Genomic DNA, 17860 nt, shown 5'->3' on the forward strand with positions numbered 1-17860 from the left:
CCTCGTAAGCCGCTCCATTTTTTTGGTGCTGTGGCCAAGTGGTAAGGCAAAGGTCTGCAAAACCTTCATTCACCAGTTCAAATCTGGTCAGCACCTCCACATGGAAAGATGGCTGAGCTGGTCTAAGGCGCACGACTGGAAATCGTGTGTGGGCCATAAACCCACCGAGGGTTCGAATCCCTCTCTTTCCGCCAAAGAAAAGAACCGATCGAGCATTTGCTCTTTCGGTTCTTTCTTTTTGCAGTAGAAGATGGGATTCGAACCCGAAAGGGTGATTGCCTAAAAACCTGCCGGTGGCAGGTTTTTAGGCAATCTGCGCGCCGGGGCTGTGTCCCTAAGCGCGGGAAGCTTTGCGCAGCAAAGATTTCCAAATCCCTCTCTTTCCGCCAGAAAAATCCGTAAGCTGAAAGGCTTGCAGATTTCTTTTTGCTATAATAAAACTGATTGTTCATTCATACCCAAACATTTTTGAACATCAGACACATAAAAAGAGCACCCGGCAGCACCGAAAGCGCATGGCTTGATTTTTGCCGGGTGTTCATTGCCGCAGAGTATTAGCTTGCTTTAGGGTCGTCCAGCGTCAGCCAGTCCAGCTGCGCAGGGTCCACGCCGACGGTACAGTAAAACAGCCGGGCATCAATGCGCAGGATCGCGCACAGGCGCAAAAGCAAGCGTCCGCTGGGAGTACGCCGCCCGCTTTCAATCTGCTGATACCACCGGGTCGAGATCCCTGCAAGTTCGGCGACGCTTTCTTGCGTAAGACCCAATTGGTGACGGCAGACAAAGAGCTCAGATGAAAATGCATGTTTGAATTTCATACCGCAAGATTACCTCCTTTACTTCTTATTATATAGTGTAGTGCGTTTTGCGTTTTTGTGGAGAAAAAGGTGCTGATGTAGGCAAATTTGGCGGGATTGCGCTGTTTTTGTGCCAAAAATGCCGACAAAACAGAGCGGCCAAGAGGGCGAAAAGGTTCGGGATGTACTGGACAGATTACTGATGCTCTGTTATGATAAACTCATAAAGAAAAGTGCGCTGTGTCTGCTTTGCGGAAAGTATAACAAAAAAAGAATGAAATGGCGTGCGGCATGGCTTTTGATTGCGAAATATGGTATACTGAAAAAAATAGTATTCGATTCAACTTGGACGGTATACGGCTGTTTAAGAAAAAGCAGGTGTACTGTCCAATGTAAAGTGGGGATTTTGGCTGTGAGTTTGGAAGTAACGATGTTCGGCGGCTTTGCGCTGCGGCACAACGGAAATACGCTTAAATTAGAGCGAAATAACGTCACACGCTCCATGCAGGTATTGCAGATGCTTCTGTTCCATGGGGAAGAGGGTGTGCCCAAGGACGTGCTGATGGACCAGTTGTTCGGTTACGAGGATGGTGTAACCAATCCGGCCAATAACTTGAAGGTGACCATCAGTAACCTGCGGCGTATCCTGAAGCAGGTCGGCCTGGAGGATACTACTGTGCTGTTCAAGGCGGGCAGCTATCACCTGGTCACGTCGGAAGAGATCACTGTGGATGCCTTCCGGTTCCAGCAGACGGCAGAACAGGCGCTGGAGGCCCAAGGCGATGAGCGAATCGATCTGCTGGAGTCGGTATGTGATCTTTACAACGGCGACTTCCTGCCTCATCTGGCAGGCTGCGATTGGGCGATGGTGGCGGCAGTCCATTATAAAGAGGAATACGCCGCCTGTGTGCATGCTCTTTGTGCGGAGCTGAGCCAGCGACAGGACTGGCAGCGGATGCTGCGCATCGCTACCCAGGCTTCGGGCCTGTGCCCGCAGGAGGACTGGGACATCCTGCGTATCCAGAGCCTGCTTGCCATGCAGCGCTATCAGGAGGCCAAAGAGGTCTACGAAGAGACCGCCAACCGAATGCTGGATGAATTCGGCGTCAAGCCCAGCGACCGGCTGAATGAGTGCATGCGTCAGCTGGAAAATGTGCTGCCCAGCAGCAAGGCTTCTCTGGAGCAGCTGCAGGAGGTCCTGAAAGAAGAGGATGTGTCCCGCGGAGCGTATTATTGTCCCTTTCCCAGCTTCATCGATACATACCGTACGGTCAGCCGTATGCTGGAGCGCAGCGGGCAGTCGGCCTATCTGATGATGTGTTGGGTCACTGACAAGCAGGGGCACCGCATTGAGCAGCGTGGCCAGGTGGCCCAGGTGATGCCCCAGGTAGGCGAGGCGATCCATTCCGCTCTGCGCCGGGGTGACATTTATACTCGTGCAGAGGATGACCGCTTCCTGATCCTGCTTACGGGCATCAACCGGGAGAACTGCAGTATCGTTATTCAGCGCATCGACGATTGCTACACCGCTCTGCGCCGGGGCAGCCGCGGCCCTGCTGTGACCCTCCACTATAAGATGGCCCCTGTGGGCGATATGAGCCCCCAGCAGTGGAAAAGCGGCAGCGTGAACTGGGGCTGAGTCGCGCCATTCATCCTGCCGGCTATTGTGGGCGCATGTTCAGATGCGGCCGTTGTTAGGCCATCAACCGCCGCAAGAGCGTTGACGGCAGGTGATTCCGGCAGTAAAATAAAAAGGAGCCGGCTGTGAAGGCAAAACGCCTGTTCACAGCCGGCTTTTATTTATCGGAAAGGGGGAGTGGTCCATGCCCACACCCACAAAACAGACGAAACGAAAATTCGGTCTGCTGGATTTTGTGCGTATTATTCTGGTGCTGGTGATCCTGTGTGCGCTTGGCGTGATTGCCTACCGCCTGTGGGACTACAAGATCGGAACGGACCGCTATAATCAGCTGCAGCAGCAGGCGGTGCAGCCAGTGGAACCGGTTCAGGAGGAAGCCCCGGAGGAGGGCTTTGTTCCGCTGGATATTGACTTCGACACACTGCGGGAGGAAGGGCCGGACATCATCGGCTGGATCGATTTCGATTCGGTGGAGATCAGCTATCCCATCGTGTACAGCGGCGACAACAGCTATTATCTGCGCCGCCTGTGGGACGGCAGCTACAATCAGGCGGGCACCCTGTTCCTGGAGGGCAACAACCAGAGCCTGGATGATCTGCATGCCATCGTATACGGGCACAACATGCGCAACGGCACCATGTTTGCCCCCTTGAAGGAATATCTGGACCCGGAATTTTTTGCGGCGAACGGCGGCTGGTTTACCCTGTATACCCCGGAAGGGGCCTGGCGCTATCAGCTGTTTTCCATCCACGAAGCCGAACCGGATGATCCGCTTTATACGGTGGGCTTCGTGGTGGGGGATGAATACACCGAATTTTTGAAGACCTTGCGGGAGGCACGCCTGTATGATACCGGCGTAACGGTGTATTCCGACGATCATGTACTTACCCTGAGCACCTGCACCGACGACGGCAACGACCGAATCGTGGCCCATGCCCGCCGGGCCGAAGCGGTGGAGCTGCCCTGAGGGGAAGAAAATAAGGGCAATACCGCACAATTCACGCCTAACGGCTCAGACGGCGTATCACGCCAAAATTTTCTGTGCTATTTTCCCAAAATGCTCGCCAATCCACCAAGGATTGGCTGTGCTTTTTGGTTCATATCACAAAAATTTTCCGGCGCGTTCCACCATCTGGAATTGTGCGGCATTGCCTAAGGGAGTGTGAGGAGCAATGGCAATGCGTTTGACCCCGGACCAGCAGGCCATGCTGGACGGTGCAAAGGGAGAGACCTTGGCCAAGGTTATGAAGACCCTGGTGATGTACGGCGAGGCCTTCGGCGCCGAGGAAATGGTCCCGGTGACGGCGGAGAAGGGGCATCTGGTGACCAGCTTTGGTCTTTCCATGATGAAGCCGGTGTACGACCTGATGGATCAGCTGATTGAAGGCGGTGCAGTAAACGGCCAGAAGTTCAGTGTGGACCCCCGGCCGCTGGACCCCAATGTGCCCACGAACCTGCTGCAGAAGCTGGTGTTCAAGTTCATGTATTCCAAGCAGGAGGACTACGAGGCGCAGCTGCGGCAGCTGGGCCTTCTGGAGGACGATGCCTTCACCTGCACCTGCTACCTGCCCCAGGTGGGCAACGAGCCGAAGCAGGGCCAGGTGCTGAGCTGGGCGGAATCCAGCGCGGTAGTGTATGCCAACAGTGTGCTGGGCGCCCGCTGCAACCGGAATTCCGGCATTCTGGAGCTGTTCGGCTCCATCGCCGGGTGTGTGCCCAAGTTCGGCCTGCTCACCGATGAGGGACGCAAGGCCAGCTGGGTGGTGGAAGTGAAGACCAGCCGCCGCCCGGAGGCGCAGATCCTGGGCAGCGCCATCGGCATGAAGGTGATGGAGGACGTGCCCTACATCCAGGGACTGGACCAGTGGCTGGGCGGCCAGCTGGATGATGCGGCCAAGGCCTACCTGAAGGACATGGGCGCAGCCAGTGCCAGCAACGGCGCGGTGGGTCTGTACCATGTGGAGGGCATCACTCCGGAGGCCTGCCAGCAGGGCAAGGCGCTCATCCGGCCGGACGCGCAGGTCTATGTGATCGACGACGCGGAACTGGAGCGGGTGCGGGCCGGCTATCCCTGCATCTGGAAGGACCCCAATGCCAAGCCGAAGCTCTGCTTTGTGGGCTGCCCTCATCTTTCGCTGGAGCAGCTGAACCAGTGGGCCGGCGATCTGTGCGCCGCGCTGGAACAGGCAGGCCGCAAAACCGTTGCGGTGCCCACCGTGTTTACCGCCGCCCCTGCGGTGGCCAAGGCCTTTGCGAAAACGCCCGCCGCCGCCCGGTTGAAGGGTACGGGCGTGGTGCTTTCCTCCATCTGTCCGCTGATGTACATGAACAATCCGCTGTGCGGCAAGATGCCGGTGGCCACCAGCTCCAACAAGCTGCGCACCTATTCCTCGGCCCGTTACTACACCGATGCCGAGATGCTGCAGATCATGGTGAAAGGGGAGTGCTGAGATGAAACAGTTCAAGGGCCGCCCGGTGGTGCCGGGCAAGGCAAAGGCGGAGGCGCTGGTTTCCCACGGGGGCTTCAACACCCTGGCCAGCTTCCAGAAGAGCCTGATGTTCGGCGACAAGAACGCCACCTGTTCCGACCAGAACAACCCCGATCTGTACCAGAAGCCCATGGCGGGCAAGGCACTGTGCCTGCCCATGACCATCGGCTCCACCACCGGCGGCATGGTGCTGTACACCGCCGCCTGCATGGGCCGTCAGCCCGCCTGTCTGCTGTTCAGCCAGCCCATCGACAGCCTGGCCGCAGCAGGAGCGATTCTGGCGGGCGTCTGGAGCGAGAACCCCATGCCCACCGTGGACAGCCTGGGCGAGGAGTTTCTGCAGGCAGTGAAGACCGGCGACTCCATCACCGTGGAGGAAGACGGCACCGTGACCGTGGGCTGAGGCTTCTGCCGGACACAGAAAGCAAAAAAGAAAGACCGCCGGGTGGTTTGCAGGCACCCGGCGGTCTTTCTCTGCTTGAGAGCTGAAAAAGGAAGAATACATATGGTATTGGGAAATGTCGAATCTACAGATGGGAGCGTTTTCCGGCCGCTCCCGGGCCGGATCAGACCAGCTGTGCGCCCAACGCGCGGCAGGCAGCCTCGGCGGTTTCGTCCGGCGCGTCGCAGCAGATCACGCCCTCGCCCACCAGAGCCGCGCCCGCTTCGGTGCAGCGGTCCTGCCAGGTGCGCATCCACTCGCCGTCGCCCCAGCCGTAAGAGCCGAACAGGCCCAGCTTTTTGCCGCTGAGGGCGGACTCACAGGCGGTGAACATGGGCTCGAACTCGCCCTCCTCCAGCTGCTCCGCACCCATGGAGGGGCAGCCGAAGGCCACCGCGTCATAGGCAGGCAGCTGCTCGGGGCCGAATTCCGCCGCGGTGAGCAGGATGGCCTCGCCGCCTGCACCGCGCACACCCTCGGCCACCTGAGCGGCCATCTGTTCGGTATTGCCGGTGCCGCTCCAATATACAACTGCGATCTTACTCATCGTCATACACATCCTTTCGGGAAAGTAAAAATGCTTCAGGCGGCCACGGTGAGCTGCAGCACGCTGCGCCCGCCGCTGAACAGCCGCCAGTAAACGCCCCGGCATTTCTGATACTTGGCGAACAGCTTGGCGGTCTCGCATTCGTTGCAATAGACCTTCCAGCAGCCGGAGCATTTATAATGGGCGCCGCCGTGCTGAATGAAGCCCTGCACATCGCCCAGCGGATAGCTGAGAAACAGACCGATCTCGTGGGGGAAGGAGTCCTGGGTGCAGAGCCGCTGACTCAGCCGCTCCAGTGCTGCCTCCGGGGAAAGGCTCCGGTAGCCGCACTCGGCCAGGAATTCCGCCACGCCGGGTTTGCGCAGATCGGCGGCCAGACGCAGCGGCCGGTACACATAGATCAGCGCACAGCCGTTTTTGGCCCGCAGCAGCCGCAGGCAAACACCCTTGGACTCCAGCGCCCGGTGCCAGCCCTGTACCTGAGCGGCCAGCTGCTCCCGGCTGCTGTAGCGGCAGGAAAACAGGTTGGCGGTTTTCAGGTTGGCCAGCGTGGGGGAACAATGGTCAATGAGGTAACGGTCCAGCGGCATGGCGGGGGCTCCTTTCGGCGGTTTGTTTTTTTGCGGTTAGCGTTAACTAACTTGATTGCATTATAGCACGCCTCACAGCGGCGCGCCTTTAAAATCTTGGCTGGTTCTTTCAAAAAATGATCCCGGCAGTGGTTGACATTGCAGGTGAGTTAGTTTATACTAATTTTGAAGTTAGAAATGACTAACTGCAGGCTGAAATGCCTGCTAGCCTTCTATATAAAAGGAGAGAGAACCATGAACCGAGAATTGCTTCAGGCCATTTATGATCACCGGGCCATCTGCACGGCAGTGGAGCAGCGGCAGGAGGAGCAGGCGCTGGAGCTGTGGGAGGAGAAGGCCCGGCTGCTGAGTCAGGCGGAACCGGCCGAGCGCAGCGCCATGCTGGAGGCGCTGAGCCAGAGCCTGTACGACCATATTTTACGGGTACAGGGGGCGGCCCCGGTGGAGTTCCGCCACACCAGCCGGGAGATGTACGCCCGCACGCTTCCCCAGGCGGCGCTGGCGGGCCATGGGGCCGAGATGATCCGCCAGTACATCCGGCGCATGAATGAGGATGGCCGGCAGGATGATCACATCCGCATGGCCTGCTGCTACATCACCACCCACCTGAGTGAGCCCTTCACGCTGGAAACGGTGGCCAAGCATGTGTTTGTGAGCAAGTGCTACCTGTGCCGGATGTTCCGCAGCCAGACCGGGCAGAGCTTTTCTCAGTATGTGACCGCTCAGCGGCTGGAACGTGCCGAGCACCTGCTGCGCCACAGCGGTCTTTCCATCGACCGGATCGCTGAACAGTGCGGCTTTGGCAGTGCGGCTTATTTTGCAACCACCTTCCGGCGGCGCAACGGCATGGCTCCCAGCGCCTGGCGGCGGCAGCTGCGGACCCAGCAGAAGGCGGGGTGAGCGGCATGGAGTTGGAACGCAAGCGGAAGAACGAGCAGGAGATGGTGGAGAAGATGATCCGCATCTATTGCAGGGGAAAGCACAAAAGCAAAAAAGGCTGCCTGTGCCCGCAATGTCAGGCCCTTGCCGATTACGCCCGTGCCCGCACCCAGCGCTGCCCCCGCATGGCGGAAAAGACCTTTTGCAGCGCCTGTCCCCGCCCATGCTATAAGCCTGAGCTGCGGGAGCAGATGAAGCAGGTGATGCGCTACGCAGGCCCTCGGATGCTGCTGCACGACCCGGTGGCAGCGGTGCGCCATCTGGTGCTGACCCGTTCACTCTGAGCGATTTTATCCAAAAGAACCGAAAGGCCCCGATTCATCCGAATCGGGGCCTTTTTTGGCCTGAAAACCGGCAAAATGTAAAAATAGTATGAAATGAGATTGGATATATTGACAAGGAAGCAAAAGATGAATAAAATACTTAGGTAACATAATTAATATGGATAACAACTGACGTAGTCAGTCGAGAAAGGGGGAGAAGATGAAGGAAATGGAGAACAGCAACGCGCTGCAGATGCTGCGCGCCATGGACCGCATCCGGCGGGCCTGGAAGAACGCCAGCCCCAGTGAAACACTGAACAAATCGCAGTTTTTCACCCTGATGACCCTGCACAACAAGGGGGCGGATGTGTTTGGCGGAAGCTGCCCGCACACCGACCCCTACGAGCCGATGACCCTGTCGGCGCTGGCGAAGGCGATGAATCAGAGCATGCCTGCGGTGAGCCAGCGTATCCGGCGGCTGGAGGAGCTGGGGTATGTGTGCCGCACACCGGACGAGAATGACCGGCGCACGGTGTGGATTGGCCTCACGGAGTCGGGCAACACGATGTTGCAGGAAAACTGCCGGGATATGTTCCGGCGGCTGGAGCGGATGATGACCCGCCTGGAGCGGCAGGGAGAACGAACTCCCGCCCAGGTGATCGAGGCCTTCAACTCCCTGGCGGATGCCATGGAGGAGGAGTTCGGCGCGCCCTGAACCCGGTGTGGCCGGTGAAACAAAGCAAATTTAACAGCTGCCGCCCGCTTGCGGGTGGCGCTGGCAGTAAGGAGAAACGAGTATGCTGAAACTGAAGCGATATTTAAAGCCCTATCTGGGCCTGCTGCTTGTGGGCGTGGCGCTGCTGTTCGGCCAGGCAATGCTGGAGCTGACGCTGCCCAACTACATGAGCGACATCGTGAACGTGGGCCTGCAGCAGGGCGGCATCACCCAGGCGGCGCCTGAGGTCATTGACAGTGATGCCATGGCTATGATGCAGATGTTCATGTCCGAGGAGGATAAGGCTCTGGTGGATGCGGCCTACCAGCCTCTGGGCGAACGGGAGGACGCAGACAAGCTGAAAGAGACCTACCCCAATGCAGGGGATGAGGATCTGGCGCTGGCCGCCGACCCGGAGAATGGTGCAAACGATGCCTTCAATCGGGCAGCCTATGCCCTGGTGAACATGATGGAGGAGCTGGCCCCTGCCGATTCCTCCACCGAAACCGAGGAGCAGGCCAGCGGTACGCTGGATGCCGGCGCTATGGCCCAGCTCACCGCCATGCTGCAGAGCGGCGCGCTGGATGAGCAGCTGAATGAAGCCATCGCCACCGCGGCAGTGACTCCCGAAAGCATGCTGGAGCAGACCGGCGTGGTGCTGACCAAGAGCTTTTACACCCAGCTGGGCGCGGACACCGATGCCATCCAGACTGCCTATATCCTGAAGATCGGCCTGCGCATGGCGGGCCTTGCCATCCTGCTTACCGTGTGCGCCATCTCCGCGGGCTTCTGCATGGCGCGCCTGGGCGCGGGCGTGGGCCGCGATCTGCGGCGGGATGTATTCCGCAAGGTGAGCTACTTCAACAACAACGAGATGGACCAGTTCTCCGGCGCCAGCCTGATCACCCGGTCCACCAACGATATCACCCAGGTGCAGAACTTTTTGAGCATTGGCCTGCGGATGATGTGCTTTGCTCCCATCATGGGCATCGGCGGCCTGATCATGGGTCTGTCCAAGTGCCTGAATCTGGCATGGGTGCTGGCCCTGGCTCTGATCGTGATGCTGGGCCTGATCCTCACCCTGTTCGCGGTGGCCATGCCCCGTTTCAAGAAGATGCAGACCCTGATCGACCGGCTGAACCTGGTGAGCCGGGAGGAGCTGAGCGGCCTGATGGTGGTGCGCGCCTTCTCCAACCAGCCCTTCATGCAGAACCGGTTTGAAAAGGCCAACAAGGACCTGACCGGCAATACTCTGTTTGTGAACCGGGCCATGGCTACCATGATGCCCTTCATGATGCTGGTGATGAACGGTCTGTCGCTGCTGATCGTCTGGTTCGGCGGCAAGCAGATCGCCGCCAGCAATCTGCAGGTGGGCGATATGATGGCCTTCATCCAGTACGCCATGCAGGTGATTATGAGCTTCTTGTTCATCAGCATGATGTTCATCATGGTGCCCCGTGCCTCGGTCTCCGCCGAGCGTATCAACGAGGTGCTCACCTGTGAGAGTACCGTGGCTGACCCCGCTCAGCCCACCGAGATGAACCACCCGGTAAAAGGCGTTGTGGAGTTCAAGGATGTTTCCTTCCGGTACGAGGGCGCGGATGCCAACGTGCTGGAGCATGTGAGCTTCACTGCCCGCCCGGGCGAGACGGTGGCCTTTATCGGCGCCACCGGTTCCGGCAAATCCACCCTGGTAAACCTGATTCCCCGGTTCTACGACGCCACCGAGGGCAGCATCACCGTGGACGGCGTGGACGTGCGCCAGCTGCGTCAGAAGGATCTGCGCGAGGCCATCGGCTATGTGCCCCAGAAGGGCCTGCTGTTCAGCGGCACTGTGGCCACCAACCTGCGCTACGGCCGGGCCGATGCTTCGGATGAGCTGCTGAAGGAAAGCGCGGACATCGCCCAGGCCACCGAGTTCATCCAGACTCTGGAAAACGGCATGGATACCGCCATCAGCCAGGGAGGAACCAACGTATCCGGCGGTCAGCGCCAGCGGCTTTCCATCGCCCGTGCGTTGGTGAAGCAGGCTCCCATTTATATCTTTGACGACACCTTCTCCGCCCTGGACTTCAAGACTGACGCAAAGCTGCGCGCGGCGCTGAAGGGCTATACCGAGCAGTCCACGGTGTTCATCGTGGCGCAGCGTGTGTCCACCATTATGCATGCGGACCAGATCCTTGTGCTGGATGAGGGCCGCGTGGTGGGCAAGGGCACCCATGAGGAGCTGCTGAAAAACTGCGAGACCTACCGCGAAATCGCGGAAAGTCAGCTTTCGAAGGAGGAATTGGCATAATGGCAGGACCGATGAGACACGGCCCCGGCGCAATGGCCGTGGGCGAAAAAGCCAAGGACTTCAAGGGCACCATGAAAAAGCTGCTGGCCTACATGCGGCGCTACCTGCCCAGCATTGTGCTGGCGCTGCTGTGCGCTGTGGGCGGCACGGTGTTCTCCATCTTCGGACCCAAGATTCTGGGTCAGGCAACCACCAAGCTGTTTGAGGGCGTGATCGCCATGCTCACCGGCACCGGCGGTATTGATTTTGCGGCCATCGGCCAGATTTTGCTGTTCCTGGCCGGTTTGTATGTGCTCAGTGCGCTGCTGTCTTACGTGCAGGGCTGGGTAATGGCCGGCATCGCCACCAAGGTGAGCTACGCCATGCGTACCGATATCAGCCAGAAGATCGACCGGCTGCCCATGTCCTATTTTGACCGGGTGCCCCACGGTGAGGTGCTCAGCCGCATCACCAACGATGTGGATATGGTCACCCAGACCCTGAACCAGAGCCTTTCCCAGGTGGTCACTCAGCTGACCATGATCGTGGGCGTGCTGTGCATGATGCTTTCCATCAGCCCGCTGATGACTCTGATCGCCATCTGCATTCTGCCGGTGTGCCTGGTGATTGTGATGAACGTGGTGCGCCACAGCCAGAAGTTCTTCCGCCGCCAGCAGGAATACCTGGGTCATGTGAACGGCCATGTGGAAGAGATGTACGGCGCCCATGTGGTGGTCACCGCCTTCAATGGCCAGGAAGAGAGCATCGAGAAATTTAACGGCCTGAACGAAAAGCTGTACCAGAGCGCCTGGAAGAGCCAGTTTTTGAGCGGCATGATGATGCCCCTGATGAACTTTGTGAGCAACCTGGGCTATGTGGCCATTTGTGTGCTGGGCGGCTTCCTTTCGCTGAACGGCACCATCACCGTTGGTGATATCCAGGCCTTCACCCAGTATGTGCGCCAGTTTACCCAGCCCATCACCCAGCTGGCCAATATCTCCAACCAGCTGCAGATGACTGCCGCGGCTGCCGAGCGCGTGTTCCTGTTCCTGGAAGAGCCGGAGGAAGTGCCGGACACCAAGGAGCCGGTACCCAGCAGCGAGATCAACGGTTCGGTCTACTTTGCCCATGTGCACTTCGGTTATGTGCCGGAGAAGACCATCATCAACGACTTCTCCGCCATTGTGCAGCCGGGCACCAAGGTGGCCATCGTTGGTCCCACCGGCGCGGGCAAGACCACCATGGTCAAGCTGCTCATGCGCTTCTACGATGTGAGCGACGGCGCCATTCTGCTGGATGGCTACGATGTGCGCCAGTTTGAGCGAGGCGATATGCGCAGCGCCTTCGGTATGGTGCTGCAGGATACCTGGCTGTACAACGATACCATTCGGGAGAACATCCGCTTCGGCCGTCTGGATGCCTCCGATGAGGATGTGCTGGCAGCTGCCAAGGCCGCTCAGGTGGACCATTTTGTGCGCACCCTGCCCCAGGGCTACGACACCATTCTGAACGAGGATGCCAGCAACATCAGCCAGGGCCAGAAGCAGCTGCTCACCATTGCACGGACCATCATCTCGGACCCCAAGATTCTGATTCTGGACGAAGCCACCTCCAGCGTGGATACCCGCACCGAGCTGGCCATCCAGAAGGCCATGGACGAGCTGACCCGTGGCCGCACCAGCTTTATTATTGCCCACCGCCTGTCCACCATCCGGGATGCGGATATGATCCTGGTGATGAAGGACGGCGACATCGTGGAAACCGGCAACCACAACGAGCTGCTTGCCAAGGGCGGCTTCTACGCCAACCTGTACAACAGCCAGTTTGCGAACGGCGAGGAATAAGCCGGCGAAAGGGTAAAAACTCTGTGAAAACCGTTGACCTTGCCACCGGAAAACTGGTATAGTAAAGCCAGTTGAAAAGGGAGTAGTTGCAAGCCGCTTCGTCAACAGCACGGCAAATGCCTGGCGAAGCGGGCCGGTTTGCTCACAGCGCGGTAACAAGACTTTTCGGCACAGTGTTTGCTGTGCCGAAAGGTCTTTTTTTTATTGCCGGGCCGGGGGCGGGCCAAACGGAAAGGAGGCAGAGCAATGGCCACAATGTATCTGATGGTGGGAATTTCCGGTGCGGGCAAGACCACCTGGGCCAAAACCCGGCTGGCCGGGGCGGAGTACATCGGGTCGGATGGCATCCGCATGGAGCTGTTCGGCAAGGAGCTCACTTTGAAGGGGTACCACCGGGTACACCGAATCATGAACCAGCGCATGCGCGCCGCGCTGGAGCAGGGCAGAGACGTGGTGGTGGATTCGGTGCATCTGTCCCGTCGGGCGCGGCGGCGGGTGCTGCGGGCGGTGCCTCAGGGGGTGCGCTGTGTGGCGGTGTGGATCGACACCGGCGTGGTGCAGGCCATCCGGAATGATGCCTGCCGTCAGCGGCATGTGCCCTTCTTTGCCATCGCTCTCATGCGCCGCCGTCTGGTGGAGCCGAAAGAGGAAGAGGGCTTTCACGAGATCCGGCGCATCTCCTGGCAGGAGCGGGCGGAAAGCGCAGCATGGAAAAATGGCATCAAATATGAAAAAAATGAAAATCCTGCAAAAATCACTTGACGGGGCCTGCCTGCCGTGGTATAGTTAACCCAAGTTGAAAAGGGAGTAGTTGCAAGCCGCCTTGTCAACATCACGGCCTCAAAAGGGCCTGGCAGGGTGCGCCGCTTCTTAATGAGTCGGTAACAAGACTTTTCGACAGCAACGCTTTGCGCGTGCTGTCGGGAAGTCTTTTTTCTTTTGCGAAAAAAGACTTCCCGCCGGGCGAAACGGGCAAACTAGGAAAAAGGAGAATGAACGTATGGAACAAACTTATTTTGACAAAACTGTTCCGCAGGCCCTGGAGCAGGTAAAGGCCACCGCGGACGGTCTGTCCGCTCAGGAGGCCGCCCGGCGGCTGGAGGAGCACGGCCCCAACCAGCTGGCGGAGGGCAAAAAGAAAAGCCCGCTGGTGGTATTCCTGGAGCAGTTCAAGGACCTGCTGGTCTTTATTCTGGCCGTGGCCGCGGTGATCTCCATGGTGTCCGGCAATGTGGAGAGCACGCTGGTCATTTTTGCGGTGCTCATCATGAACGCGGTGCTGGGCACCGTGCAGTATCTGAAGGCGGAAAAAAGCCTGGAAAGCCTGAAGGCCATGTCCGCTCCGGTGGCCAAAGTCCTGCGGGACGGCGTGCGCCAGGAGGTGGCGGGTCCCAAGGTGGTGCCCGGTGACATCGTGTACCTGGAGGCGGGCGATCTGGTGGTTGCCGACGGCCGTCTGCTGGAGTGCTACTCGTTGAAGGTGAACGAAAGCTCGCTGACCGGTGAGTCCGAGGCGGTGGAGAAGACCGCCGACGCTCTGCCCGCGGGCAAGACCGCGCTGGGCGACCAGAAGAACATGGTGTTCTCCGGCTCGCTGGTCACCTACGGTCGCGCAGTCATGCTGGTCACCGGTACCGGTATGAACACCGAGCTGGGCCACATCGCCGAGCTGATGAACCAGACCCAGCAGCGCAAGACCCCCCTGCAGAAGAGTCTGGATGATTTCTCCGGCAAGCTGGCGGCGGCCATCCTGGCCATCTGCGCGCTGGTGTTCTGCCTGTCGCTGTTCCGCAGCGGTATGGGTGTGCTGGACTCCCTGCTCTTTGCCGTGGCTTTGGCGGTGGCCGCCATTCCCGAGGCGCTGAGCAGCATTGTGACCATCGTGCTGGCCATGGGCACCCAGAAAATGGCCCGTCAGAACGCCATCATCAAGGAGCTCAAGGCGGTGGAAAGCCTGGGCTCGGTGCAGGTGATCTGCTCGGATAAGACCGGTACCCTGACCCAGAACAAGATGACCGTGCAGAAGATCTGGGCGGACGGCAAGCTGGTGGAGGCGAAGGAAGCCGACATGAGTGACCCGGCCCAGGAGCTGCTGATGAAGATCGGCCTGCTGGCCAGCGACGCCACCGTGGATGTGGCCAGCGGCGCTTCGGTGGGCGACCCCACCGAGATTGCCCTGGTGAACTGGGGCGGCATGCATCAAACCGATGCAAACAGTGTACGCAGTCAGTTCCCCCGCCTGGGCGAGCTGGCCTTTGATTCCGACCGCAAGCTGATGAGCACCCTGCACCGGGTGAACGGCAAACCCATGCTGCTCACCAAGGGCGCCATGGATGTGCTGCTGGCCCGTTCCGAAGAGCTGCTCACCGCCAAGGGCGTTGTGCCTCTGACCGATGAGATGCGCACCGCCATCGCCCGGGCCAACGAGGAATTTTCCGAAAACGGCCTGCGCGTTCTGGCCTTCGCCTGCCGCGAGATGGACGCGGAGCGGGAGCTGACCCTGGAGGACGAGAACGGCTTCACCTTTGTGGGTCTGGTGTCCATGATCGACCCGCCCCGTGAGGAGAGCAAGCAGGCCGTGGCCGACGCCAAGCGCGGCGGCATCCGCACCGTGATGATCACCGGCGACCATAAGGTCACCGCCACCGCCATTGCAAAGCAGATCGGCATCTTTGAGGAAGGCGACATGGCTCTGGAGGGCGTGGAGCTGGATGCCATGACTGACGACGAGCTGGACGAAAAGCTGACTCGCATCTCGGTTTACGCACGCGTTTCCCCTGAGCACAAGATCCGCATCGTCTCCGCCTGGCAGCGCAAGGGCTGCATCGCCGCCATGACCGGCGACGGTGTGAACGACGCCCCCGCCCTGAAGAAGGCGGATGTGGGTGTGGCTATGGGCATCACCGGCACCGAGGTAAGTAAGGACGCCGCCGCCATGATTCTGGCGGACGACAACTTTGCCACCATCGTGAAGGCTGTGGTGAACGGCCGCGGCGTGTACACCAACATCAAGAACGCCATTCAGTTCCTGCTGTCCGGCAACATGGCCGGTATTCTGGCGGTGCTGTACGCTTCGCTGATGGCTCTGCCCGTGCCCTTCCAGCCGGTGCACCTGCTCTTTATCAACCTGCTCACCGACAGCCTGCCCGCCATTGCCCTGGGCATGGAGCCCGCCCGCAAGGGTCTGCTGGACCAGAAGCCCCGCGACCCCAAGGCCTCCATCCTGGATAAGCCCCTCATGTTCAAGATTCTGTGGCAGGGCGCGCTGATCGCCATCGCTTCCATGACCGCCTTCTATCTGGGACTGTCTGCCGGCGGCGCTGCCATGGCCAGCACCATGGCCTTCGCCACACTGACCCTGGCCCGCCTGTTCCACGGCTTCAACTGCCGCGGCACCGAGTCCATCTTCAAGCTGGGCCTTGGCAGCAATAAATACTCTCTGATGGCCTTTGCCGGCGGCGTGGTGCTGCTGGTGGCCGTGCTGATGATCCCGGTGCTGGAGAGCCTGTTCGCAGTCACCGCCCTCAGCGGTATGCAGTACCTGCAGATCCTGGGTCTGGCCTTCGCGCCCACCCTGCTGATCCAGCTGGGTCGTGTGATCCGCGGCAAGTAATTTTGACCGGAAGAATCTGAAACAAAAACAGCCGCCGTGCTTCCCGATGTCGGGAGGCGCGGCGGCCTTTTTTGTCTGTGCTTATCAATACTGGCTGATGGGCAGGGAAGCGTCGTCGTCACTGGCTTCAATGGCCCGGATGGTCACCGGGTAGCTCACGCCGGGGCGAACCTCCACCTGCACGGTGTCGCCGATACGCTTGCCGAAGATAGCCCGGCCCAGCGGGGATTCCCGGCTGATGAGGCCGCTGTCCGCGTTGACCCGCAGAGTGGTCACCAGCTTGACCACCATCTCCTCCTCGTCCTCGGGGAAGTACAGGGTGATTTTGTCAAACAGACCCACCGAACCCTCGGCGTGGTCGGATTTGACCACCTTGGCGGTCTTGATCATCCGCTGCAGGTAACGGATGCGGCTCTCGTTCCGGTTTTTCTGGCGCTTGGCCTCCTTGTATTCAAAGTTCTCGCTCAGATCTCCGTAGGAGCGGGCGATCTTCACGTCCTCCAGGCACTGGGGCCGCACCACCAGGATGCGGTGCTCGATCTCCTCCTGCATTTTTTGAATGTCCACTTCGGTGAGTTCGTCGTACATGCAATCAATCCTCTTTTTCGGTATGTTCGCTCAGAGCCCTCAGGCGTAGACCTGGCGGCTCTGGAAGATGCACAAAGCGCTTTTGCTTTTGCCCGATTCCAGCAGGGTGCGGGCGGCGTACAGGGTGGCCCCGGCGCTGGCACCGGCGGGAATGCCGTCGGTGAGCAGCACCTCGCGGGCGGCCTGCACCGCCTCGCCGGTGGTCACCGCCGTCACCAGATCCACCACATAGGGGTTGTAGTTCTCCGGCACAAAGCCGAAGCCGATGTTGGCAATTCCGTGGGGCGCCAGAAAACCGCCGCCGATGGCCTGACACTCGTAGGGTTCCACCGCTGCCATGCGGATGTGGTTGGTCCAGGCCTTCACGTATTCGCCCACGCCGGTCACGGTGCCGCCGCTGCCCACCCCGGCCACAATGGCGTCGATCAGGTTGCCACCCTCGGTGGCCTTTAAAATGGCGGGGCCGGTGATGCGCCGGTGGTATTCCGGGTTGTCCTCGCTGGCCAGGTAGTTCATGTAGTAAGCGCCCTGCTCCTCGGCCATGCGGCGGGCCAGAATATCCATGCCCTCCTGGCCGGAGGGGCGCTCGTAGCAGGGACGCAGCCGGGCACCCAGTCCCTGCAGAAAACGCTCCCGCTCCGGCTCCAGTGCGGGCGGCACCACCAGCGTGAGCGGGTGACCGCTGCGCCCGGCGGCAATGGCCAGCGCCGCCGCAAAGGCGCCGCAGCCGGTCTCCACAATGGGCTGGCCTTCCTTCAGTTCACCCCGCTGGGTGGCCAGACGGATCATGGCGGTGGCCAGCGCGTCCTTGCCGGTGCCGGTGGGGCCGTCGAACAACAGGCAGGCGTATAGCTTGCCGGGGAGGCCGTGTTTTGCGGCATAGCCGCCAAGGGCCACCACAGGGCAGCGGGTGAGCTGCTGGTAATAGGTCTCGTTGATTCCGGTCATCACAAACGCCTGCCTTTCTTATTATATAGGAAAGCAATGGGGACTGACGCGGCGGGAGCGGGCGGGGCACCCGCCGCTTTCTGCCCTTATTGTAGCACGTTCCGAGACCAAAGTCATGCCTGGGAAAGAGGGGAAAGAAAAAGAACGTTTTTTGCGCCAATTCCCCCTTGA

16 protein-coding genes and 2 tRNA genes are annotated in these 17860 nt (G+C 59.8%); 13 read left to right on the forward strand and 5 right to left on the reverse strand.

Going from position 1 to position 17860, the window contains the following annotated elements; genetic code table 11:
* Window positions 1-24 precede the first annotated feature (24 nt).
* A tRNA-Cys gene (locus J7G73_RS06965) sits at window positions 25-99 on the forward strand.
* 3 nt (window positions 100-102) lie between these two features.
* Window positions 103-194 (forward strand) — tRNA-Ser (locus J7G73_RS06970).
* 360 nt (window positions 195-554) lie between these two features.
* On the opposite strand, the gene J7G73_RS06975 is transcribed toward J7G73_RS06970, so the two are convergent.
* Entirely contained in the window at window positions 555-818 is a 264-nt protein-coding gene (locus tag J7G73_RS06975) for a helix-turn-helix transcriptional regulator (RefSeq protein WP_291245726.1), read from the reverse strand.
* 496 nt (window positions 819-1314) lie between these two features.
* Here J7G73_RS06975 and J7G73_RS06980 point away from each other — a divergent pair, with 496 nt between their 5' ends.
* The 4 genes from J7G73_RS06980 to J7G73_RS06995 all read left to right on the forward strand — a co-directional run bounded on the left by J7G73_RS06980 (window position 1315) and on the right by J7G73_RS06995 (window position 5328).
* Window positions 1315-2436 carry a BTAD domain-containing putative transcriptional regulator gene (locus J7G73_RS06980; RefSeq protein WP_291245727.1) on the forward strand — a complete coding sequence of 374 codons (1122 nt, stop codon included), beginning with the start codon at window positions 1315-1317 and terminating at the stop codon, window positions 2434-2436.
* A 184-nt stretch (window positions 2437-2620) separates the two neighbouring features.
* The gene (locus J7G73_RS06985; protein ID WP_291245728.1) at window positions 2621-3403 is read left to right on the forward strand and encodes a class B sortase; all 783 of its coding nucleotides are present in this window, start codon (window positions 2621-2623) and stop codon (window positions 3401-3403) included.
* Between the two features lie 211 nt (window positions 3404-3614).
* Window positions 3615-4886, forward strand: a complete 1272-nt coding sequence (locus J7G73_RS06990; protein ID WP_291245729.1) for an aconitase X — start codon at window positions 3615-3617, stop codon at window positions 4884-4886.
* 1 nt (window position 4887) lies between these two features.
* Entirely contained in the window at window positions 4888-5328 is a 441-nt protein-coding gene (locus J7G73_RS06995) for a DUF126 domain-containing protein (protein WP_087183533.1), read from the forward strand.
* Between the two features lie 163 nt (window positions 5329-5491).
* Here J7G73_RS06995 and J7G73_RS07000 read toward each other — a convergent pair whose 3' ends face one another.
* Both J7G73_RS07000 and J7G73_RS07005 read right to left on the reverse strand, forming a co-directional pair.
* Window positions 5492-5914, reverse strand: coding sequence for a flavodoxin (locus J7G73_RS07000; RefSeq protein WP_291245730.1), 423 nt, complete (start codon window positions 5912-5914; stop codon window positions 5492-5494).
* A gap of 35 nt (window positions 5915-5949) precedes the next feature.
* A complete protein-coding gene (locus tag J7G73_RS07005; RefSeq protein ID WP_291245731.1) occupies window positions 5950-6504 on the reverse strand; it encodes a DUF3793 family protein in 555 nt (184 codons plus the stop codon).
* Window positions 6505-6738: 234 nt separating this feature from the next.
* On the opposite strand from J7G73_RS07005, the gene J7G73_RS07010 reads away from it, so the two are divergent.
* The 7 genes from J7G73_RS07010 (at window position 6739) to J7G73_RS07040 (ending at window position 16153) form a co-directional block, all read left to right on the forward strand.
* Window positions 6739-7404, forward strand: a complete 666-nt coding sequence (locus tag J7G73_RS07010; protein ID WP_291245732.1) for a helix-turn-helix domain-containing protein — start codon at window positions 6739-6741, stop codon at window positions 7402-7404.
* A gap of 5 nt (window positions 7405-7409) precedes the next feature.
* Entirely contained in the window at window positions 7410-7727 is a 318-nt protein-coding gene (locus J7G73_RS07015) for a nitrous oxide-stimulated promoter family protein (protein ID WP_087294333.1), read from the forward strand.
* A gap of 199 nt (window positions 7728-7926) precedes the next feature.
* Window positions 7927-8421 (forward strand): MarR family transcriptional regulator, encoded by a 495-nt coding sequence (locus J7G73_RS07020; RefSeq protein WP_291245733.1) that lies wholly within the window; start codon window positions 7927-7929, stop codon window positions 8419-8421.
* A gap of 82 nt (window positions 8422-8503) precedes the next feature.
* Window positions 8504-10717, forward strand: coding sequence for an ABC transporter ATP-binding protein (locus tag J7G73_RS07025; protein ID WP_291245734.1), 2214 nt, complete (start codon window positions 8504-8506; stop codon window positions 10715-10717).
* A complete protein-coding gene (locus J7G73_RS07030; protein ID WP_087294339.1) occupies window positions 10717-12540 on the forward strand; it encodes an ABC transporter ATP-binding protein in 1824 nt (607 codons plus the stop codon). Before J7G73_RS07025 ends, J7G73_RS07030 begins: the two co-directional genes overlap by 1 nt.
* Window positions 12541-12786: 246 nt before the next feature.
* Window positions 12787-13302 carry an ATP-binding protein gene (locus J7G73_RS07035; RefSeq protein ID WP_291245735.1) on the forward strand — a complete coding sequence of 172 codons (516 nt, stop codon included), beginning with the start codon at window positions 12787-12789 and terminating at the stop codon, window positions 13300-13302.
* A 238-nt stretch (window positions 13303-13540) separates the two neighbouring features.
* Window positions 13541-16153: a cation-translocating P-type ATPase gene (locus tag J7G73_RS07040; protein WP_291245736.1), complete on the forward strand. Its 2613-nt coding sequence runs from the start codon at window positions 13541-13543 to the stop codon at window positions 16151-16153.
* 84 nt (window positions 16154-16237) lie between these two features.
* Here the strand turns inward: J7G73_RS07040 and J7G73_RS07045 are convergent, their stop codons facing one another.
* Both J7G73_RS07045 and J7G73_RS07050 read right to left on the reverse strand, forming a co-directional pair.
* Window positions 16238-16741, reverse strand: a complete 504-nt coding sequence (locus J7G73_RS07045) for a GreA/GreB family elongation factor (RefSeq protein WP_087294345.1) — start codon at window positions 16739-16741, stop codon at window positions 16238-16240.
* A 39-nt stretch (window positions 16742-16780) separates the two neighbouring features.
* On the reverse strand, window positions 16781-17689 hold the full coding sequence (locus J7G73_RS07050) for a pyridoxal-phosphate dependent enzyme (RefSeq protein ID WP_087294347.1): 909 nt from the start codon (window positions 17687-17689) through the stop codon (window positions 16781-16783).
* Between the last annotated feature and the right edge of the window lie 171 nt (window positions 17690-17860).

Origin of the sequence: Allofournierella sp. (assembly GCF_017889395.1) — a bacterium.
Classification (GTDB): domain Bacteria; phylum Bacillota; class Clostridia; order Oscillospirales; family Ruminococcaceae; genus Allofournierella.